Annotated in this window: 21 protein-coding genes; all 21 read right to left on the reverse strand. The window is 52.9% G+C overall.

The features are described 5' to 3' along the window. Positions 1-91 precede the first annotated feature (91 nt). Positions 92-1,162 (reverse strand): M24 family metallopeptidase, encoded by a 1,071-nt coding sequence (locus WMO24_RS09135; RefSeq protein WP_349216125.1) that lies wholly within the window; start codon positions 1,160-1,162, stop codon positions 92-94. Between the two features lie 21 nt (positions 1,163-1,183). Further along, on the reverse strand, positions 1,184-1,723 hold the full coding sequence (locus tag WMO24_RS09140; RefSeq protein ID WP_349216127.1) for a YqeG family HAD IIIA-type phosphatase: 540 nt from the start codon (positions 1,721-1,723) through the stop codon (positions 1,184-1,186). 66 nt (positions 1,724-1,789) lie between these two features. Next, entirely contained in the window at positions 1,790-1,966 is a 177-nt protein-coding gene (gene rpsU / locus WMO24_RS09145) for a 30S ribosomal protein S21 (protein WP_349216128.1), read from the reverse strand. Between the two features lie 124 nt (positions 1,967-2,090). Continuing rightward, entirely contained in the window at positions 2,091-4,496 is a 2,406-nt protein-coding gene (gene leuS / locus WMO24_RS09150; protein ID WP_349216130.1) for a leucine--tRNA ligase, read from the reverse strand. Between the two features lie 56 nt (positions 4,497-4,552). Continuing rightward, positions 4,553-4,906: a ribosome silencing factor gene (rsfS, locus tag WMO24_RS09155; RefSeq protein WP_349216131.1), complete on the reverse strand. Its 354-nt coding sequence runs from the start codon at positions 4,904-4,906 to the stop codon at positions 4,553-4,555. Between the two features lie 22 nt (positions 4,907-4,928). After that, positions 4,929-6,323, reverse strand: coding sequence for an LCP family protein (locus WMO24_RS09160; protein WP_349216133.1), 1,395 nt, complete (start codon positions 6,321-6,323; stop codon positions 4,929-4,931). A 63-nt stretch (positions 6,324-6,386) separates the two neighbouring features. Then, positions 6,387-6,977, reverse strand: coding sequence for a bis(5'-nucleosyl)-tetraphosphatase (symmetrical) YqeK (gene yqeK, locus WMO24_RS09165; protein ID WP_349216134.1), 591 nt, complete (start codon positions 6,975-6,977; stop codon positions 6,387-6,389). Between the two features lie 5 nt (positions 6,978-6,982). Next, the gene (nadD, locus tag WMO24_RS09170; protein WP_349216135.1) at positions 6,983-7,600 is read right to left on the reverse strand and encodes a nicotinate (nicotinamide) nucleotide adenylyltransferase; all 618 of its coding nucleotides are present in this window, start codon (positions 7,598-7,600) and stop codon (positions 6,983-6,985) included. After that, positions 7,597-7,899, reverse strand: a complete 303-nt coding sequence (locus WMO24_RS09175) for a YhbY family RNA-binding protein (protein ID WP_349216136.1) — start codon at positions 7,897-7,899, stop codon at positions 7,597-7,599. The genes nadD and WMO24_RS09175 overlap by 4 nt, the downstream gene beginning before the upstream one ends. Before the next feature lie 31 nt (positions 7,900-7,930). After that, entirely contained in the window at positions 7,931-8,608 is a 678-nt protein-coding gene (gene rdgB, locus WMO24_RS09180) for an RdgB/HAM1 family non-canonical purine NTP pyrophosphatase (protein WP_349216137.1), read from the reverse strand. Positions 8,609-8,652: 44 nt separating this feature from the next. After that, on the reverse strand, positions 8,653-9,564 hold the full coding sequence (gene ftsY, locus WMO24_RS09185) for a signal recognition particle-docking protein FtsY (RefSeq protein ID WP_349216138.1): 912 nt from the start codon (positions 9,562-9,564) through the stop codon (positions 8,653-8,655). Positions 9,565-9,585: 21 nt separating this feature from the next. After that, on the reverse strand, positions 9,586-13,146 hold the full coding sequence (gene smc, locus WMO24_RS09190; protein WP_349216139.1) for a chromosome segregation protein SMC: 3,561 nt from the start codon (positions 13,144-13,146) through the stop codon (positions 9,586-9,588). Positions 13,147-13,174: 28 nt separating this feature from the next. Continuing rightward, positions 13,175-13,849 carry a ribonuclease III gene (gene rnc / locus WMO24_RS09195; protein ID WP_349216140.1) on the reverse strand — a complete coding sequence of 225 codons (675 nt, stop codon included), beginning with the start codon at positions 13,847-13,849 and terminating at the stop codon, positions 13,175-13,177. 2 nt (positions 13,850-13,851) lie between these two features. Then, positions 13,852-14,865, reverse strand: coding sequence for a phosphate acyltransferase PlsX (gene plsX / locus WMO24_RS09200; protein WP_349216141.1), 1,014 nt, complete (start codon positions 14,863-14,865; stop codon positions 13,852-13,854). A gap of 112 nt (positions 14,866-14,977) precedes the next feature. Next, on the reverse strand, positions 14,978-16,288 hold the full coding sequence (trmFO, locus tag WMO24_RS09205) for a methylenetetrahydrofolate--tRNA-(uracil(54)-C(5))-methyltransferase (FADH(2)-oxidizing) TrmFO (protein WP_349216142.1): 1,311 nt from the start codon (positions 16,286-16,288) through the stop codon (positions 14,978-14,980). A gap of 5 nt (positions 16,289-16,293) precedes the next feature. Then, entirely contained in the window at positions 16,294-18,393 is a 2,100-nt protein-coding gene (topA, locus tag WMO24_RS09210; protein ID WP_349216143.1) for a type I DNA topoisomerase, read from the reverse strand. Between the two features lie 3 nt (positions 18,394-18,396). Further along, a complete protein-coding gene (gene dprA, locus WMO24_RS09215) occupies positions 18,397-19,485 on the reverse strand; it encodes a DNA-processing protein DprA (protein WP_349216144.1) in 1,089 nt (362 codons plus the stop codon). 3 nt (positions 19,486-19,488) lie between these two features. Beyond that, entirely contained in the window at positions 19,489-20,265 is a 777-nt protein-coding gene (locus WMO24_RS09220) for a TrmH family RNA methyltransferase (protein WP_349216145.1), read from the reverse strand. A gap of 89 nt (positions 20,266-20,354) precedes the next feature. Next, positions 20,355-20,711: a 50S ribosomal protein L20 gene (gene rplT / locus WMO24_RS09225; RefSeq protein WP_349216146.1), complete on the reverse strand. Its 357-nt coding sequence runs from the start codon at positions 20,709-20,711 to the stop codon at positions 20,355-20,357. 44 nt (positions 20,712-20,755) lie between these two features. After that, on the reverse strand, positions 20,756-20,953 hold the full coding sequence (gene rpmI, locus WMO24_RS09230; protein WP_349216147.1) for a 50S ribosomal protein L35: 198 nt from the start codon (positions 20,951-20,953) through the stop codon (positions 20,756-20,758). Between the two features lie 14 nt (positions 20,954-20,967). Next, positions 20,968-21,492, reverse strand: a complete 525-nt coding sequence (infC, locus tag WMO24_RS09235; RefSeq protein ID WP_407882154.1) for a translation initiation factor IF-3 — start codon at positions 21,490-21,492, stop codon at positions 20,968-20,970. Positions 21,493-21,549: the final 57 nt, after the last annotated feature.

Genomic DNA, 21,549 nt, shown 5'->3' on the forward strand with positions numbered 1-21,549 from the left:
ATAACTTTTCATGGACACATTGGTACCATAATGTTCTATATAAGATTTTACAGGAAAAGCCTGCGTTTTGCAACCCCTTGTCCCTGTATTTTTACAGGATAATCAGGTTTTTATCGCTCTTGCCCAGGATCTCGCAGCCACCGTCCCGAACAATGATTGTATCCTCGATGCGAACGCCAAATTTTCCTTCCAGATAAATACCCGGCTCGATGGTCATCATCATACCTGCTTTGACCACACTTTCACAGGTGGGGCTGTAACGGGGATTCTCATGAATTTCAATGCCCACTGCATGTCCCAAACCGTGTCCAAAGCAGCCCTGATATCCAGCTTCATTAATGATATCACGAGCAATTTTGTCCACGTCGCAGCCACGCATGCCGGCCTTGGCCTGTTCGCAGCACGCCAGCTGTGCTTTCAAGACTGTGTCATACACTTTCTTCTGCTCCTCGGATACATGGCCTACCGCAATTGTACGGGTCATATCCGTGCAGTAACCATCCACATTTGCGCCGTAATCCATCGTAATGAAGTCACCATCACGGATAATGTTATCGCCAGGCACACCGTGCGGAAGGCTGGTCTTGGCTCCTGTTACCAAAATGGTGGGGAACGCAAGTTTTCCGGCTCCGTGGCTGCGCATGAACATTTCCATCTCCAGTGCTACATCGATCTCGCGCATACCCGGTTTGATATATCCCAGAATATGGTCAAAGCAAGCGTCAGTAATCACCTGAGCTCTGCGCATGGCATCAATTTCATCTTCCCCTTTGATGGCACGAATCTCATCCACGGTGTTCGACAGGATGGGGCTCACGTCCACTTCAATTCCGGGCAGCACCGCACGCACCTCATCCGCATAGGCCACTGTCGCCTTATTTTCCATGTACAGATGCTTTACGTTGTGACTTTCCAGAATCTCACGAACTTGTGCCAAAGCGTCTTTTTGCAAAACGACTTGTGCTTCTTTCACTTCCGCGTTGGCAATTTCAATGTAACGCGAGTCAATAATAAAATACGTCTCCTGCGGTAAAATCAAAACCGTACCCGCGTCGCTTGAGTCAAAGTTCAAAAAATAGAAACGATTGACTTCTGTGGAAATAAGCGCCGCCTCAAATCCGGCCGGCATCGCAGAAATCAGTTTTTCAGTGCGCTGCTTCATACAAAACCGCTCTTCTTTCTTTTATAAAATATTGCCGCCTTTTTTGCGATAACGCGCTAAAAGCGGACGTTCCAACACACGTTTCAAACGAATGCTCGGTTTGATATCCCGATACATCGGTTTGCACAAAAGCACCGGAATGCCGTAAAAGTTTGCGCCGACAGCATCGGTAAAGACCTGGTCCCCTACCAGCGCCACTTCCTTTTTCGACACTCCCATTTTTTTACGCGCCCGTGCCAGCCCCCACGGAGCTGGTTTGCAGCAAAAAGAAACATGTTCCACTCCGATGGCCTTGGCGAACGGAGCGACACGCTTTTCAAAATTATTTGAAGCAATGGCCAGCAAGATACCTGCTTGCTTCATTTCGTTTAACCATTTCTCCACATGCTCCGGCAATTCCTGACTGCCATGGCCGGTCAGCGTGTTGTCCACATCCAGAATCAACGCCCTGATTCCATGTTCTTTCAGGTATTCAGGCGTGATGGATGCCACGGACCGAAACATTTGTGTGGGCATAAAAACGGGCACGCCAAGTGCTCCCCTTTCTTCATCTGGATCCATAAAAACACAAAAAGCGGACCCCTTAAAAGAGGCCCGCTCATCGCGTAGTTACCGCGTGTCCGCAACTTATTTATACTTGCGCTTGCGGGCAGCTTCGGATTTTTTCTTGCGCCGCACAGAGGGCTTCTCATACGCCTCGCGTTTACGCACTTCAGCCAACACGCCAGCACGCGCAGTTGAGCGTTTAAAACGACGCAGCGCGCTCTCCAGCGATTCGCCTTCTTTTACTCGAATTTCCGACATCTTGTTCCCTCCCTTAACCTTTGAGGTAGGAACTGCTTCTCTTAAACGATGCTCTGCACAATTTCAAGAACAGCAGCTACCTTAGATTATACAATGTCGAGGGCACACCTGTCAATATTTTCTTTCACTTCACAGCGATATTTACAAGTTTGCCAGGGACATAGATTTCTTTGCAGATTGTTTTTCCTTCTACCAGTTTCGCAACCACTTCATCGGCCTTTGCTGCAGCAATCGCATCGTCCTTTGAAATATTGGCAGGCACCACCAATTTGGCACGTACTTTACCGTTGACCTGAACGGCAATCTCCACGGTGCTGTCCACACATTTGGCTTCATCAAAGGCGGGCCACTGTGCATGAGCAATCTGTCCCTCGAATCCCAGCTGTTGCCACATTTCTTCTGTCATATGCGGAGCAAAGGGATTCAAAAGGATCAGCAGTGTACGCACTTCACCCTTGGTAACGCTCTTCTGGTCGTAGATTTCGTTCAGCAGACTCATCATCGCAGCAATGGCGGTGTTCATCTTCAAGACTTCGATATCTTCCGTCACTTTTTTAATGGTGCGGTGCATACTGCTTTCCAATTTCTGAGAATATCCGTCACCTTCCGCAACCATATCCATCAGACCCCACACACGCTCCAGGAAGCGGCGGCAGCCTTTGATGGAGGCCGTGTTCCAAGGTGCACTCTTCTCAAAGTCACCGATGAACATCTCATACAAGCGCATCGTATCAGCGCCGTACTCATTTACGATATCATCCGGATTCACTACATTGCCACGGCTCTTGGACATCTTCTCGCCGTTTTCACCCAAAATCATTCCGTGGCTGGTACGTTTGCGATAAGGCTCTGAATAGGGTACCACACCAATGTCATACAAAAATTTATGCCAGAAACGGCTGTACAGCAGATGCAAGGTAGTGTGTTCCATGCCACCATTGTACCAGTCCACCGGCCCCCAGTAAGCCAGCGCCTCTTTGGAAGCGAGCGCATCGTTGTTATGAGGATCCATATAACGCAGGAAATACCAGGAAGAGCCGGCCCATTGAGGCATGGTATCCGTCTCTCGTGTGGCGGGGCCTCCGCAGCACGGACAAGTGGTATTCACCCACTCTGTATGACGAGCCAGCGGACTCTCACCGTTTTCACCGGGTTCAAAATCTGTAATCTCCGGCAAACGCAGCGGAAGTTCGCTCTCCGGAATCGGCTGCCAACCACATTTTTCACAATGGACCATGGGGATAGGCTCGCCCCAGTAACGCTGGCGGCTGAACACCCAATCGCGCAATTTGAAATTGGTCTTCGGTGTGCCGACGCTCTGCTCACTCAGCCATTCTACAATGGCCTTCTTGGCCTGCTCTACGCTCATTCCGTCCAGGAAACCGGAATTCACCATGACTCCCGTGGCGCAGTCCGTAAACGCAGCTTTCTCCACATCGCCGCCCTTGACCACTTCGATAATTTCGCATCCAAATGCACGTGCAAAATCCCAGTCACGCTCATCATGCGCAGGCACTGCCATAATCGCACCGGTGCCATAACTAATGAGCACGTAATCGGAAATGAAAATCGGGATTTCTTTGCCATTGACCGGATTGATCGCATTCACACCGTCGAGTTTTACGCCGGTTTTCTCTTTTGCGAGCTCCGAACGTTCAAAATCGCTTTTCTTGGCCGCTTCCGCCTGATAAGCTTTTACCTCATCCATATTGCGGATCCGGTCTGCCCACTTCTCAATGGCAGGATGTTCCGGCGCAATGACCATGTAGGTTGCCCCGAACAGGGTATCCGGACGGGTCGTGTAAATCAACAACTCGTCTCCTGCAGTGGTTTTAAACTTCACCTCAGCACCATGGCTGCGGCCAATCCAGTTTTTCTGCTGCGTTTTTACGCGGGGGATGTAATCCAAATCATCCAGATCGTCCACGAGACGGTCCGCATAAGCGGTGATTTTCAGCATCCACTGACTCTTGACCTTGTGCGTGGTCTGAGCGCCGCACCGCTCACACTTGCCGTCTACAACCTCTTCGTTTGCCAGTACTACCTTACAGGAAGGGCACCAGTTCACGTTCATCTCTTTTTTATAGGCCAAACCCTTTTTGTACAGCTGCAAAAAGATCCACTGGGTCCATTTGTAATAATTGGGATCGGTGGTATTGATCTCACGGTCCCAATCAAAAGACAAACCAAGGCTTTTCAGCTGGCTTTTAAAGCGAGCCACATTTTTAGCGGTGACGATTTCCGGGTGGATGTGGTTTTTCATCGCATAGTTTTCCGTGGGCAGACCAAAAGCATCCCAGCCCATGGGGTACAGCACATTATAGCCCTGCAACCGTTTTTTACGCGCCACAATATCCAGCGCCGTATAGCTGCGCGGATGGCCTACATGCAGGCCCTGTCCGGAAGGATACGGAAATTCTACCAGTGCGTAGTATTTCGGAAGGGTATAATCCTGTTTGGCCGCAAAGGTATGTTCCTCGTCCCAAATCTTCTGCCATTTCTGCTCGACTTGTTTAAAATCGTACTTCATGTTTTTCACATCCAAAAAAGATTTATCCCACACGGGCTGACACCCGCGTATCTGCCTTATTCTTCCACAAAATCCAGCGGCACGTTTTCGCCGTCCGCCCAAAGATGATCCAAATCATAAAACTCGCGTGCATCCGGGCTGAACACATGAACAATCACACTGCCATAGTCCAGAATAAACCAGTTCTGTGTATTGAATCCTTCCGTTCGGATGGGTGCGATTCCCTGTTCCTTCAGCTGAAATTCTGCCTCTTCCGCCAAACTCTTCACATGAGTCGAAGACGTGCCGGACGCAATGACAAAATAATCCGCCATCACCGTGAGGTCGTGGACGCGCAGCACTTTCACGCGCGTAGCTTTTTTCTTATCCAAAATTGCGGCGATTTGAATCGCCAAATCCTTGGGTTCCATAAACTCTCCTAACTTTCTTTCATTACGCCGCCGACTGCGTGCTTCCGCTGTCCACCGCATCCTGCGTCTCATCGTAATCTGCAACCGTACCATCGGTGCCCATCTGGCTCATTTCGGGATCTACCACAGCGCCCATTTCCGAAACAGGTGCCGGTAGCTGAATGTTCAGCTCTTCTGCGCTGACCGGAGCGTCTGCCGGGCGGAAATACTCATTGAGGAAATCCGCAGTTTCCTGAATTGCAATACCGGATACCCAGTTGACCCCGTCCGCTTTCACCTGCGTTCCATACACCGGCAAGCGGCCCATCAAAATGTTCTCTGCCGGCACGTTCAGTGCCGCCACGCCCAATGCAGCACAGTCCAACGGACTGATATCCGTTTCCACATACTGCAGGAATACCGGCATCAGCTTCACCATTTCCTGCCAGCTCATCGTCATCATGTACTTAAACAGGGCGGCATAGAAGTAACGCTGATTGTTCAAACGGTCCAAGTCACCACGAGGTGTAGCGCTGGAGTCCTTGCGCTGCCGGAGGAAAAATTCCAGCTCTTCGCCCTGAAGCCAATGGTAACCCTGTTCCAGACGGCTGCCATTGTATTCCATCGTAACCGGGATATAAACTTCCAGCGCGAACTGATCGCCCAGCGCAGTCATCATTCCCTTCAGCATCTGCATATCGATAACGACATAATCGTCCACCGGCAAATTCAGCTGATCATACAAAACCTGTGCCAGATTCTGTACACGGTTCTCCTGATCTTCCCCGTGTGCGTACAAGGCATTGATGCGTCCGGTGCCGCCAGTGGGCAAATCGGTTCCCACATAGGTATCACGAGGAATTTGCAGCATGTGCACCGTATTTTCCGTTTTGTTGAACTGCACATACAGAATCATATCCGTATTGCCATTCTTGCTTCGCTGTACGCCCAACGCCTCTTCTTCGGGGTTGTCATCATAGTCGATTCCCAGCACAAGAATATTGGTCAAATCCTTACCGTACTCCGGCGGTGTGGCGATTTCTTCCGTCAGAGAACCGCTTTCCTGCGGCTTCAGAGAATCGGCCACATACCAATAAAATGCACCCAATGCGCCTGTCACCATCAGTACCACAACTAAAAAAGCCGCCAATACCTTTTTGCCTGTACTGCCCTTTTTCCTTCTGCGTCGACTGGTAACGGGAGCATGCGGATCTGCCGCTCGCGCTGAATTGCTGCGCACGGGCTGAGCCGTACGGGAACGCTGCGCAGCAGATGCTCCGCTGCGAGCTGCAGATGGCGCAGCAGACGAACGATGCACCGGCCGCTCAGCGGCCTGGTCATATGCTTTTCGGCTTGCAGCGCTGGCCGCACTGGAGCGGCGCGGTGCGCGCTGTGCGCGGGAAAGATTGATCTGACGAGGTCTGTTTGTATTTCTCAATAGAAATTCCCCTCCATGGGCAGTCTGTTTTCCGTACGGTCTTTGGCGGACAGCTTTCAAATTTTAAAAAGAGACTCCTGCTCCGCCGTAATATTGCTGGCGCTGTTGCGCATAAGCGGCCAGCGAATACTCATCTACATTCTTACCGCCAGCCTTCAGCCAGGCGATGGACATTCCCAAGCCTTCGATCGTACCACGGTCCAAATTTTCCAGGACATGCGCACGCAGCGAAGCCGCCTCCGGATAGTTTCTCTCGTAACTGGCCATATCTGCCATATAAATAATCTTGTCCAATTTGCTCATGTTCAGCTTACCCGTTGTATGGCATCGAATGGCAGACAAAATCTCCTCATCCTCAATACCATACTCTGTTTTCGCCAAAATGGCCGCAACGATACCATGCCAAACAGCAGGCGCACGTTGCAGTGCATTATCAGACATTATATCATTTTCGCGCAAAATCTGCAACAACCGATCCTTCGGCAGCTCCTTTGCGATGTCATGCAGATAAGCCGCCAAAGCTGCTTTGTCCTCATCCACGCCATTGCGGCGAGCCAATTCCACCGCCAGCTTTTTCACATTGCTGGTATGCTCATAGCGCTTTTCACTGAGATTCTTTTTCGCCAAACGCTTGGCTTCCTGAACGGAAATCATGAAATTTACACTTCCCTTTCTTCCGGCTGATACAAAGCGTACCGATCGATCATTTCTTCCACGCTTGCAGGCACCAGTCCATCCAAAGGCTCACCCCTCTGAACCCTGCTTCGAATCTGGGTGCTGGAGATTTCCAAAATACGGGCGGGTGCAAACAAAATCCGCCCGCCCTCCTGTTCCAAGTCGCGCGCAAAAGCATGCAGAGGCTGCACATCTTCTCCCCGACGACTGTGAACCACCAGGACCATTTTCTGAAGAAGTTCCCGGTAGCCGTGCCATTTTCGGAAATAGAGGAGCATATCGCTTCCCATGGAAAAGTAAAGTGTCCCATCAGGATAACGACGATACATTTCATTTACGGTATCCAGCGTATAACTTTTCCCGCCGCGCAAAATCTCCGTATCATCCAGCAAGATCTGCCTGTCCACGTCTAAAAAACACTGACACATTGCCAGCCGAATTCCTGCCGGCGTGGCACTTGCATGCTTGTGCGGTGGAGTACCCGCAGGCTCTACCACCACAAGATCGGGCTGTACTGCAGCCATCGCACCACGCAGCAATTCCATATGGCCGTTGTGGGGCGGATCAAATGTTCCCCCAAACAGCAAAATCCGGCGGCTCATTTGACTGCGATTAAATCCGCATACCGGCTGTCCTTTTTCTTTTGTTTGTACAAAACGAACTTGGAGCCGATTACCTGGACGCTGTCCGCACCAGTCTTCTCCGCCAAAATCGCAGCCGCTTCTTTCGCGGAATACATGCTGGATTCCAAAACCCGCATTTTGATCAGTTCTCTTGCATTCAGGCACTCCAGTGTGGAGTTGACCAACGTTTCATCGATCTCGCCTTTTCCCACCTGAAAAACCACATCCAGGTTCTGCGCTTCTCTGCGCAGGATCGCGCGTTGCTTACTTGTCAGCATAGTTTGATTCCTCTCCATTTTATTGTTTCGTTCAAAGGGACTGTGCCGGACCGGACGCCATACCGATGATGCTTGCATCCGCAAGAAAATCAGGCAGCTGCGCTTCCAACAACTGCAGTGCGCGGCCCCGGTGACTGATGGCATCTTTCTCATCTGCACTGAGCTCCGCGTAGGTGCGATGCGAAACATTGGGTAATGTCTCACCTGTGCCCGGAATTCCCACTTCATCGGGGATAAACAGCGGATCATACCCAAACCCGTTTTCCCCACGCTCTTCAAATCCAATGGAACCACGGCATTCGCCTTCAAAGACCGCATGCCGCTGATTGGGAAGCCAAATGCAGATTGCACTGACAAACTTCGCACCGCGCTTGTGCGGCGGCACATTCGTCATTTCCTGCATCAATTTCTGATTATTGGCCCCATCGTCGCCATGCCGACCGCAATAACGGGCAGAGTAAACACCCGGGGCACCGTTCAATGCCTCAACGCACAAGCCTGAGTCATCCGCTACCGTCGGTTTTTGACATGCTTCACATATAGCCTGCGCTTTGATGCATGCATTTTCTGAAAAAGTAGTCCCGTTTTCCTCAGGATCAAGGGATACGCCCGCTTCTTTTTGGCTGAGAACCGTATGCCCCATGCGCTCAAGAATTCGGCGCATCTCTTTGAGCTTATGTGCGTTATTCGTCGCAGCAACAAATTCCATAATACACCTCAAATATGAAATTTTTTCGAAAACAGGGTCAAAAATCAGGTTTCCCGCATAAAAAGGGCATCCGCAAATGCATCCGGATCAAAGGGCATCAAATCGTCCAAACCTTCACCGACTCCCACAAAGCGAACCGGGAGCCCCAGTTTTGCCTTGATGGAAATGACCGCTCCGCCTTTGGCCGTCCCGTCCAGTTTGGTCAAGACCACACCGGTTGCGCCCGCCGCATCAATAAACTGGCTGGCCTGATTGATGGCGTTCTGCCCGGTGATTGCATCCAGCACCAAAAGAGTCTCCACACTTGCGCTCTCGCAGGCTTTGTTCACCACACGGCTGATTTTGGAAAGCTCCGCCATCAAATTTTTCTTATTGTGCAGACGTCCGGCCGTATCACAGATGACAATGTCGATCTTTTTGGCCGCCGCAGATTGCACCGCGTCAAAAATGACAGCAGCGGGGTCCGCACCTTCATTGTGACGCACCATAGGAACACCCGCCCGCTGCGCCCAAACGCCAAGCTGTTCGGAAGCTGCGGCACGGAAAGTGTCACCCGCCGCCAGCATTACGCTTTTGCCCTGCTCCTTATAGAGATGTGCCAGTTTGGCAATGGAGGTCGTTTTGCCCACACCATTGACGCCAATGACCAGAATAACAGCGGGAGAGCCGGACAAATCCATTTCTGCATCGGCAGCCAGCATATCCCGGATCAGTTCCTTTAAAGCAGCCAACGCCTGTTCACCCGTTTTCAGATGTTCTGCCCGCACCTTTTTACGAAGCTGCTCCACCAGGTCCATCGCTACATCCACACCGGTATCGGCCAGAATCAGCTGCTCTTCCAAATCGTCATACATGTCATCGGTAATCTCACTTGCTGTGACCATACTGCCGATGGTTTCAAAAATAGAATCACGTGTTTTTTTCAGGCTGGCACCCAATTTATCAAAAAAGCCCATTGTGAACCTCCGTTCATAAGATTAAGAGATGAGACTCGCATCCACATTTTTCACATCCAGCCGCAAGACTTTCGACACACCGTCTTCCTGCATGGTCACACCATACAGCACGTCTGCCTCTTCCATCGTACCACGACGATGCGTGATGACGATAAACTGCGTTTCATTGCAGATACGCCGCAGATACTGCGCATAGCGTGTGACGTTTACATCGTCCAGTGCTGCTTCGATCTCATCCAGCACACAGAAAGGAGCCGGGTTGACCGCCAGAATGGCAAAGTAGATGGAAATCGCAACAAGCGCCTGTTCGCCGCCGGAAAGTGCCGACAGGTTTTTGATAATTTTGCCCGGAGGCGCCACCTCAATCCCAATGCCGCTCTCCAAAACGTCTGTCTCATCTTCAAGATACAGCCGCGCCGTACCACCGCCGAACAGCTCGGTAAAAATCCGGCCGAAGTTGCGGTTGATGGCGGCAAAACTCTCGCTGAACATGACCCGCATCTCTTCAGAGAGGCCCGCAATCATGCGCTGCAGCTCTGCTTTGCTTTTCTCCACATCTCCGACTTGCGTCCGCAGGAATTCATAGCGCTGACTGACTTCGGCATATTCATCGATTGCCCCCACATTGACGTTTCCAAGCGACCGGATCTTACCGCGCACTTCCGTTACGTTTCTGCGCAGTTCAGTGATACTCTCAAACGGTACGCACAGTGCCTGTGCCTCCGACAGTCCCAATTCATACTCATCCCAGAGCTTGGCCACCGTCTGCTCATATTCCGCATCCTTGGCCTCTTTCTGCTCAGTCAGTCGGGCAGCCTCACGGCCAAGCGCCTCACGCTCATCCGTCAGGCGGCGCAACTTCGCACTTTGCTGCGTAATAGCGCCTTCTTTTTCGATGCGCTGCTGAGAAGCGGCCTGAATGGCCTGTTCAAACTCCGTGATCTGCTGTCTGCTCTGTTCCACATCCCGCTGCATGGCAGCCATTTGCTCTTCTCGTTGCAGATTTTGCTGATGCAGAAGCGCAATATTCTCCTGCAACTGCCGCACACGCTCTTCTGTCTCTCCGGTACGGCTCTCCAAAGCGACAATGGATGCCCGATGGCTCTCCGCATCTTTCTCCGTAGAAAGCTTTTTCAGTTTGATATCAGACAACTGATCCGACAAGCGCGTCCGGGTAGCCAGGAAGGAATCATCCGAGCCGGCAATCGTCTCCAATTCCTCCTCCAGCTGGCAGGTATCCTCCGTCAGGCGCGTCAGCTTTTCCTGTGCCTCAAGTGCCTGCTGGGTACTTTGCTCAATCTGCTCTTTCAGTTTTTCGCACTCAGCGTCCAACAGCCGCGCGGCTGCCTCTGTTTGCGAGAGTGCCGTGGAAATGCGCGCGCTCTCCACTTCTCCACGAATCTTATCCCCACCGGCAGTGATTGCCTCGCTTTCGGTAGCCGTCAATTCTGCAGAAAGCTTATCTACTTCCGCTTTTGCCGCATCGGTTCGTTCTTGCGCTGCATCGCGTTTTTTCTCCATATCTGCAAGTTTTGCTTTCAAATCCGCAATTTCCTGTTTGCGGCTGAAAAGCCCCGCCGACCGCGAGACGCTGCCGCCGGTAAACGAACCGCCCGCATTGATCACCTGACCGTCCGCCGTAACAATGCGATTTCGATAATCCAAACTGCGCGCCACGCGGGAAGCCTCATTGATCTCATCTACTACCACAATGCGTCCCAGCAAGTTGGACACCACGTTTTCATAGCGTTTATCGTATTCCACCAGATCACTGGCCTTCACCGCGCTGCCTGTCAGCCGAGAAGCATCGAAATGAGCCGGACGCATGGTGTCCAAGGGCAGGAACGTAGCACGCCCCGCTTTTTCGTCCCGCAAAAAAGCCATTGCCGCCTTGGCAGCAGACTCGTTTTCCACCACAATGTTCTGCAGTGCAAATCCCAGCGCCGTCTCGATGGCTACCTCATACCCCGGTTTGACCGTAAGAATACTGGATACCGGGCCAATAATTCCCCGAAGGCGCCGATTTGTTGAAGCGCGCATCACAGTTTTGACGCTGCTCTGGTATCCGTCCATATTCCGTTCCAGATCCCGCAACAGCTGAATTCTCTGAGAAGCGCTCTCCATATCGCGCTCCAACTTTTGCTCCGCAGCATCCGCTTCATCCAAAAGCTTTTTCCGGCTGTCCAGCTTCATGGTCAGACCGCCCTTGATATTCTCAAGGCGCGTCAGCCTCTCAATGGCATCATTGAGGAAGGCTTCGGTCTCTTTCTTCTCCTGATGCAAATCAGCCAGACGCTTTTCGTTTGTCTGCTTGTCCTGCGTCGCACTGCCCAAGCGCAGCTGGGCGGCCTCTCTTGCGGAATCCGCACTGGCCTGCACAACTTTCAGGTCTGTAATGCGCGCGGCCATGTCCGCCAGTTTTGCCTCTACCGCTCCGCGCCGCTCACCGCTGGCAGCACTTTTGTTTTGCAAATCCGACAGCAGCTGCTCTGTCTCTTCCGCACGCTGCGCCAAAGACGCCAATTCCTTTTCACACTCTTCAATCGCCGCCTGATGCTGTGCGCGTTCGGCTTCAATTGCTTCACGCCCCATACCGCTTTGGCTGATTTCCTGCTCCATCTGGGCGATGGTTGCCTGATTGTGCTCAATATCATTGCGCAGCACGGCCAGGGAGGCGTCCGACCCGGAAATCCGCTCTGTGATTGCGCGGATCTCTGCATTGCAGCGGTCAATCTCTTTAATGAGATGCTCCGACTGAGCGCGGATCTCCTCCGTTTCGGCATCCACGCCTTCCATCTCGCGGCTGGCGCGGTCATAGTCCGCATTGGCCAATTCAATTTTTCTCTGCACTTCCCGCACGGTATCCCGCGCTTTCTGTACCGTATCCACCCAGAGTGTGACCTCCAGGCCCTTTCGCTTCTCTGCAAGTTCCAAATAGCGCTTTGCTTTTTCCGCCTCTTTTTCCAGCGGCCCCACACGGCCCTCCAGTTCTCCCAGAATGTCGCGCAAACGAACAAGATTGTCCTCGGCAGAAGCAAGCCGGCGCTCGGCCTCATTTTTCCGATAACGATATTTCGCAATACCGGATGCCTCTTCAAAAATTTCACGCCGTTCGTTGGATTTGGCACCTACAATGACAGCGATTCGGCCCTGCCCGATAATCGAGTAGCCATCGCGCCCAAGGCCCGTATCCAAAAACATCTCATAGATATCTTTCAAACGCACATTCTGCCCATTGACCGAATACTCGCTGTCACCAGAGCGATAATACTTGCGTCCAATGACCACCTCGTCGGAGTCCACATCGATGCGGCGGTCTGTGTTATCGATATAAAGATTTACGCTGGCGAACCCCATGGCGTTGCGCGACTGGGTACCGCCAAAAATAACGTTTTCCATTTTCCCGCCGCCGCGCAGCTGTTTGGCGCTGGTCTCCCCCAGCACCCAGCGGATGGCGTCGGAAATATTGCTTTTTCCCGAGCCGTTTGGCCCAACCACAGCGGTAATTCCCCGCTCGATGGTAATTTTGGTGCGGTCCGGAAAGGATTTAAAGCCGTGAATCTCCAGTGCTTTTAAAAACATAGTTTCCCCTTTCGGAACAAAGTGTGGTTCAATAACCCATCAAAGCAAGTGCTTCTTTGGCCGCGGCCTGTTCCGCCTGTTTTTTCGAATGTCCTTCGCCGTGTCCCACCGCGTTGGAATTCAAATAGACATCCACTTCGAAGTGTTTGTCGTGATCCGGACCGGATTCACGCGCCACCACATAGCGCAGCCGTTCCTCCGGGTTCTGCTGCACAATTTCCTGCAGACGCGTTTTATAGTCTTCTTCCGCCGCAGCATCGGTCAGCGTGCGGGTGACAAAAGGCAGGATAAAACGTCTCGCCGTCTCAATCCCGCCGTCCAGGTACAGCGCAGCAATCACAGCCTCAAATGCATCGGAAACCACACTGGGGCGATGGCGACCGCCGCCCATTTCTTCCCCTTTTCCCAGACGCAGATAGCTGCCCAGGTCAATTTGCTGTGCAAAACCGAACAAAGCATTTTCACACACCAAACTGGCGCGCATGCGGGTCAGTTCTCCCTCGGGCATATCTTTATGCGTAAACAGATAATCCGCCACTACAATCGATAGAACAGAGTCTCCCAGGAATTCCAGTCTTTCGTTGTGCTTTGTTCCGTGGCGCGCTTCGTTGGCAAAAGAAGTGTGCGTCAGCGCTGTCTGAAGCAGATACGGGTCTTTGAACGTATGCCCGAGCACCTGTTCCAGTGCTTTCAAATCCTGCATACTCAGCCCTCCGTCCCGTCGGGCACAGTCAGTGCCAGCTTCTCGGCCATGGTGTTCACCACATTGCCTTCCACGCACGCTTTTGCCTGCCGGATGGCATTTTTAAACGCCTTTGCATTGGACGAGCCATGGGCTTTGATGACCGGATGCTGCACCCCCATCATCAGCGCACCGCCGTACTCGTCGGCGTCCAGCTTCTTTTTAAAATCTTTCATGCCGTCTTTGACAAACAGGAACGCCAGCTTCGTCAGCGCGTTTTTCAAAAATACGCCTTTGATCTGTCCCACCAGCATTTTTGCCAGACCTTCGGTCAGTTTTAAAATTACATTTCCTGTAAAGCCGTCGCAGACCACCACATCCACATCTCCCTGCGGAATGTCCTTGGGCTCTACATTGCCGACAAATTGAATATTGGAATTCTGCTTGAGCAGCGCGTGCGCCGTCACATAGGTCGGCGTACCTTTGGTTTCTTCCGCACCGTTATTCACCAGCGCTACCTTAGGCTGCTTTACTCCCAGCACCTTTTCCATATAAACCGTGCCCATGGTGGCAAAGGCATCCAGCATTTCCGGCCGACACTCTACGTTGGCGCCGGAATCCAGCAGCAGGAACGGATGATTCGCCCCCGGAATTACCGTACCGATGGCCGGACGTTTCACGCCCTTCAGGCGCTTTACAATCAGCGTAGCGCCCGCCAGCAGAGCGCCTGTAGAGCCTGCAGACACAAAGGCATCGCCCTCACCGGCTGCCAGCATACGCATGCCCACCACCATAGAAGAGTCTTTTTTATGGCGAATGGCGGCTGTGGGCTCGTCGCACATGGAAATCTCCTCACTGGCATTCACGATCGTGATTTGATCCATATCAATGGAGTGCTCCTTCACAGCCTGGGCAATTTTCTCCGCATTACCCACAGCGACGATGCTGACATGATATTCCTTTACGGCCTGTGCCGCACCTTTCAGGATTTCTGCGGGAGCATGATCGCCGCCCATTGCATCAATAATGATCTTCATAAAAATGCGTCTCCTTTCTTTTCAAAACACAGAAGACGGAACGAAGAAAAATGGTGACGTCCCGCCGGGCGATTCTCCACCGCGAGGCGCCGCCATTCTTCTTCTTTCCTGTTTACTCGCAGACAAGGCTCTCCTGCAGCGCGTTCACCGCACGCTGCGCAAGCATTTCATAACGTTTGCGTTTATCGCGCACCCGTTCTTCCAGCGAAGGCAGAATTCCCATGTTTGCACCCATGGGCTGGAAATCCCGCGTCGGCGTGGCGATGTAGCGCAACAGCGAACCGCACATGGTCTCATCCGGATAGACCGGTGTCCTTTTTCCCAACAGGCGCGCCTGCACGGCACGAGCCGCCAACAAACCACTGGCCATACTTTCCACGTAACCTTCGAATCCGGTAATCTGCCCTGCAAAAAAGACATTCGGATAAGAACGAAGCGACAAATCCGGCCCCAGCAGAACCGGGCTGTTCAGGAACGTATTTCGGTGCATCACGCCATAGCGCACAAACTCCGCATTCTCCAAGCCGGGAATCATGCGAAAAACGCGCTGCTGTTCTCCAAACTTCAAATTGGTCTGAAAGCCCACCAAATTATACATGCTGCGCTCAGTGTTCTCTGCTCTAAGCTGCACATTCGCCCACGGACGATGACCGGTTCGAGGATCGGTCAATCCCACAGGCCGCAGCGGACCGTAGCGCATGGTATCCGCTCCGCGCCCTGCCATGACCTCGATCGGCATGCATCCTTCGTAAACCGTCAAATCGCCGTCAAAATCATGCAGCGGCGCACGCTCAGCATTTTGCAGCGCCGCATGGAAAGCCTCATATCCCTCTTTGTCAAAAGGACAATTCAAATAGTCGGCCTCGCCCCGGCCATAGCGGGAAGCTGCAAAAATGCGGTCCATATTCAGGCTTTCTGCCGTCACAATCGGCGCCGCCGCATCGTAAAAAGACAGCTTCTGCCCACCGGTAAGCCGTGCAATATCCTGGGCCAGCTCTCCCTCTGTGAGCGGTCCGGTCGCCACAATGGTAATGGTGTCCGGGCGGGTTTCCCCCACAAAGCGAACTTCTTCCCGCCGAATGGTAATTCCCGGCGTGTTCTCCACCAGTTCTGTCACCTGCTGGCTGAACTCGGTGCGGTCCACTGCCAGCGCACCGCCTGCCGCCACACGGCAGCGTTCTGCTACCTCCAGCAGGCAGTCTCCCAAAAGCTTCATTTCCGCTTTCAGCAGACCGGAAGCCGAATCCAGCCGGTCCGCCTTCAAAGAATTGGAACAAACCAGTTCCGCAAATCCGCTGTTTTTATGCGCCGGAGAAAAATTATGAGGTTTCTGCTCGTACAGCTCTACCTCAAATCCATTTTTTGCAAGGTAGAGCGCGGCCTCACAGCCTGCGAGGCCCGCGCCCAAAATCCGAATCTGCATTGCCCTTAGCCTTTCTTTTCCTGAGCCGGACGTGAATAGCCGCAGCCCTCTTTTTCGCACAGCAGAACGCCGTTTTTACCGCCCTTTTTGAACAGTGTCGAACCGCATTGCGGGCATTTCTCCGCCGTCGGCTCGTTCCAGGTCATGAAATCACAGGTGGGATTCTTCTCGCATCCATAATAGACGCGCCCCTTCTTGGAATGACGGATCAGCACGCGGCTGCCGCATTTGGGGCACTGGCCACCGGTATCTTTGACCAGGCGCTTCGTGTTTTTGCATTCCGGGAAACCCGGGCACGCCAGAAACTTTCCGTATCTGCCGCTTTTGATGACCATTTTGCGTCCGCACAGTTCACAGATTTCATCTGTTTCTTCGTCCGGCACCTTGACTTTCTTGTCTTTCATCTCTTCTTCCGCGCGCAGCAGATTCTTTTCAAAGCCCTGATAAAAGTCATCGATGGTCTTGTGCCAATCCGCTTTCCCGTTTTCAATCTGGTCCAGATTCTTTTCCATGTTGGCCGAGAACGTGACATCGATGATATCCGGGAACTGCTCCATCATCAAATCATTGATTACACGTCCCAGTTTGGTGGGCACCAGCTTCTTCTGCTCCCGCTCCACATAATCATGATCAATGATGGTGGTAATAATCGGAGCATACGTAGACGGGCGCCCGATTCCGTTTTCCTCCAGTGCGCGGATCAGCGTCGCCTCTGTATAACGTGCAGGCGGCTGCGTGAACTTTTGCTCCGGTTTCAATTCTTTCAGCTTCAGCACGTCTCCCTCAGTCAGAGGCGGCAGAGCAGTCTCTTTTTTCTCTTTTTCGTCCGTCGCCTCTTCATACAGGGCCGTAAAGCCGTCGAAGGTCACCACATATCCCGAAGCACGGAACAGATAATCCGCCGCCACAATGTCCGCGGAAACGGTATCCTGCTGGCAATCGCTCATCTGGCTGGCAATAAAGCGGCTCCAAATCAGGCGGTACAGTTTTGCCGCGTCGCCCGTGACGCTTTTTTCCACCTCATCGGGCGTCAAAGCCGGATTGGTGGGACGAACTGCCTCGTGCGCGTCCTGGGCGGCAGTAGCACTGCGGCTCTTATAAGTGCGCTTGTAGGGACATACATACTGTTCGCCATAGCTTCCGGTGATGAAATCCTTCGCCGCCGCCACCGCTTCGTCGGCGATGCGCAGGCTGTCGGTTCTCATATAAGTGATCAGGCCCATGGTTCCCTGACCCGCAACATCCACGCCCTCATACAGCATCTGCGCTGCCCGCATGGTTCGGGTGGCAGTGAAGCCCAGCCGGCGACTGGCTTCCTGCTGCATGGTGGACGTAATGAACGGAGGTGCCGGTGTTTTTTTCCTCTTGCCACGGCTGATGGAACTGACCGTATAATCAGCGCCCTGCAGAGCCTGCACAATTGCCTGACTTTGCTCGGCATTTTTGACTTCCAGCTTTTTGCCGGCCGCTGTGCTGAACAGCCGCGCCGTAAATTTTTTGGTGCTGGAAGGCGGGCAAAGCACTGCGTCAATATTCCAGTACTCCTCAGGCTGAAACGCCTCGATTTCCTTTTCGCGATCCACGATCAGCCGCACAGCAACACTTTGTACGCGTCCGGCAGACAATCCCCGGCGAACCTTGCGCCACAAAAAGGGCGAAAGTTTATAACCCACCAGACGGTCCAGAATTCTCCGAGCCTGCTGTGCATTGAACAAGTCCATATCGATGGCGCGCGGCGCAGCCATTCCCTGCGTAACGCCTTTCTTGGTGATTTCACCAAAGGTGACGCGCTGCGGCGCCTGGGTGTCCAGGCCCAGCAAGTTGGCCAAATGCCAACTGATGGCTTCTCCCTCGCGGTCCGGGTCCGTTGCCAGAAACACTTCGTCGCTGTTTTTGGCCATGGTTTTCAGTTCTTTAATAATTTTCTCTTTGCCCTTGATATTGATGTACTGTGGTGCATAACCGTGCTCTACATCAATGCCAAGCTGACTTTTGGGTAAATCGCGAATATGGCCCATGGAAGCTGTAACTTCATAGCCATTCCCCAAGTATTTGCGGATGGTCTTCGCCTTTGCGGGAGACTCCACAATGACTAGTTTTGACATGTATCAGGATCCTTTCAGGATGAATTGACGGCCAGCCAACTGCTGAGCTACGCCTTTGATCTCCAGCTCTGTAAACGCCGCCATAGCGCGCAGCGGCTCAAGGCCCGCCTTTTCGCAAAGGGAGGCCAAAGTCTGCGGTCGGCTGCTCAGCAACCGGCGAATTTTGCGTGCATCGGGCGACAGTTCCGGCTCTTCTGCAGGGGCAGGCTTTTCCTCCTCAGCACTTTCCAACCCATAAAATCGAAAAATATCTTTGGCGCAAGTGACGGGAACCGCCCCTTCTGTCAACAACCGATTTGTTCCCGCCGACAAAGGCGAGAAGATGCTGCCGGGTACACTGAACACATCGCGGTTGTATCTCAATGCATGCGAAACGGTATTCGACGTTGCCGAGTTCTCTCGCGCTTCCACCACACAGACGCCTCTGCTCAGGCCCGCAATCAAGCGGTTTCTCTGAGGGAAAAATGCCTTGCACGGTTCTTTGTCCGGCGGGTACTCGCTCAGCGTCAGGCCGCACTTTTCAATCATTTTCTTCAGCATATGATTCTGGGCAGGATAGCAATGCTGGTGCCCGAACCCCAGACAGGCAATGGTAGGCATCTCTTTCCGAAGGCAGGCACGATGTGCTTCGCCATCCAGCCCTTCTGCCATGCCGGACACAAGAACAGCTCCAAACCCAGCCAGCCCCTGCGCCAGAAACTGCATTGCCTCTACCCCATAGGCAGACGGGCGGCGCGGGCCAATCATGCCAAGTACCAGCGGCGCGGACGCCGCGCTTAAATCTCCCCGATAGTAAAGCACCGGCGGCGGAGAATCGATTTGCCGCAGAAGAGGCGGATAATCCGGATCTGCCCACGTGACTATCTGAACACCCAGCTGCCGGCAGCGTTCCATACGGCTCAAAAGCTCCTGGGGCCGCGTACTTTTCAAAGCACGCATCTGGGCCGGCGTGAACAATTCATTCAGTTCCTGCTGTCCAAGTGCCAGCGCCAACTTCTCCGGAGCGGGAAAAGCCCGCAGTACACGTGCCGAGTTGGAAGCGCACGGGCCGAGAGCATTGGCAAGCCACAGCCAGTATTCTACCCCTTGCATCTTTTATACACCCCTGAAGTGCCACAACAAAACGCCGCCTGCAACCGCAGCATTCAGCGACTCAACTCCCTGCGCCATGGGAATGCGCACAGCCAAGTCTGCCGCTTCCACTGCCTCATCCGACAACCCGTTTCCCTCATTGCCGATCAGCAATGCGATTTTGCCACCCCGCAGCCCGTCCGCCTCATCCAGCGGGACAGAATGACGCAAAGCAGCAGCCACCAGAGGGACTTCTTCGGTTTTCAGCCAGGCAGCCGTTTCCGCCACCGTATCTGCACGCAGCAATTTCAGGCGCGCTACAGCAGACATACTGGCCCGCACGGCTTTGGGGCTGTACGGGTCGGCACAATCCGCGCAAAATATCGCTCCCTCGAAACCAAAAGCAGCCGCACTACGCAAAAGCGCACCGATATTAGCCGGGTTCTGGACATGTTCCAGAACCAGCCACCGGTCTGCGGAGACAGCCTGGTCAAGAGATTTCAGCGCACGTTCAAACACACAGAAAATCCCCTGCGGGTTCTTTGTATCCGAGATTTTATCCGCCACACTCTGTGAAATCATCACATGACGACCCGGAAGGTCCTGCAATTCCGGATGCTGTTCCAAAACCTTGTCCGTATGATACACTTCCAGCGGCGGCCAAACGGCGGCAATATCCCTGCAAAGGCGCACGCCTTCCGCAAGGAAGCAATTCTGTGCCTGACGAAAAGAGGCGCTCTCCCGCAGTTTGCAAAGCTGTTTCACCTTTTCATTTTCACGGCTTGTAATCCGCAGTTCCATGCGCGCATTCTCCTTTTCCGCCCTTTTTTCGGGCACCCGCTAATACAAAGCGACGCCCGTGCAACTTGTGCGCGGGCGTGTCGCAGTTCTTATTTTACAGCGTTTTTCGCGGTCTCGATCAGAGCGGAGAAGCTCTTCGGATCGTGAATCGCCATCTCGCTCAGCATTTTGCGGTTCAGCTCCACGCCAGCTTTTTTCAGGCCGTTCATGAAGGAAGAATAGTTCATGCCCTCTGCACGGCAGGCGGCGTTGATACGGGTGATCCACAGATTGCGGAACTCACGTTTTTTCATTTTGCGGCCAGCGAAGGCGTAGTTACCGCTCTTCATGACCTGCTGTTTGGCCATCTTAAAGTGTTTGGATTTGCTGCCGAAATAACCTTTGGCAAGTTTCAGGGTCTTTTTTCTTCTTTTGCGCGTCATCATAGCGCCTTTGATACGAGCCATATTCTTAAATCTCCTTTAATAGCGGTTTTTCTGATGTTAATTGCTTAAGCGTAGGGCAGCATGCGTTTCACGGCAGCTGTGTTCGTCTTGTCCGCGTAAGCGGCTTTGCGGAAACCGCGTTTCAGTTTGGTGCTCTTTTTGGTCAGAATGTGGCTGCGGAAGGCCTTACCGCGCTTCACTTTGCCGTTTTTCGTCAGCTTAAAGCGTTTTTTCGCACCGGAATGTGTTTTGATCTTGGGCATTTTTCAGTTCCTCCTTAATTTTGCTTGGAAGGGGCAGGGGCCAGGAACATTTGCATGCTCCGTCCCTCAAGCTTGGGCTGTTTTTCCACCACAGCGCCCGGCAGAGCCTCGGCAAAACGTTTGTGCACGTCCAGACCAAGGTTGGTGTGCGCCATTTCGCGGCCGCGGAACCGGATGGAAACTTTCACCTTGTCGCCCTTGGCCAAAAATTTGGCTGCCTGGTTGACCTTGGTGTTGAAGTCGTTCGTGTCGATATTGAGGGACAGACGAATCTCCTTGATGTCTACGACCTTCTGATTTTTCTTTGCTTCTTTGTCCCGCTTCTGCAGTTCGAAGCGATACTTCCCGTAATCCAGAATTTTGCACACGGGAGGCTGTGCCTGGGGCGCGATCTTCACAAGGTCCAAATTCTTTTCGTCCGCTCTTTTCTGTGCATCCCGCACGGACATGATGCCCAGCTGGGTTCCGTCCGCATCGATTACGCGCACCTCTTTGTCACGGATGCCTTCGTTGATTTCCAGTTCTTTTTTGCCGGCTATGGTAAAACACCTCCAAAATTTTGTTTGAAACAATAAAGTGCGGCTGCCGGTACCGGC

Source organism: Ruthenibacterium intestinale, assembly GCF_040096265.1.
GTDB lineage: Bacteria > Bacillota > Clostridia > Oscillospirales > Ruminococcaceae > Ruthenibacterium > Ruthenibacterium komagatae.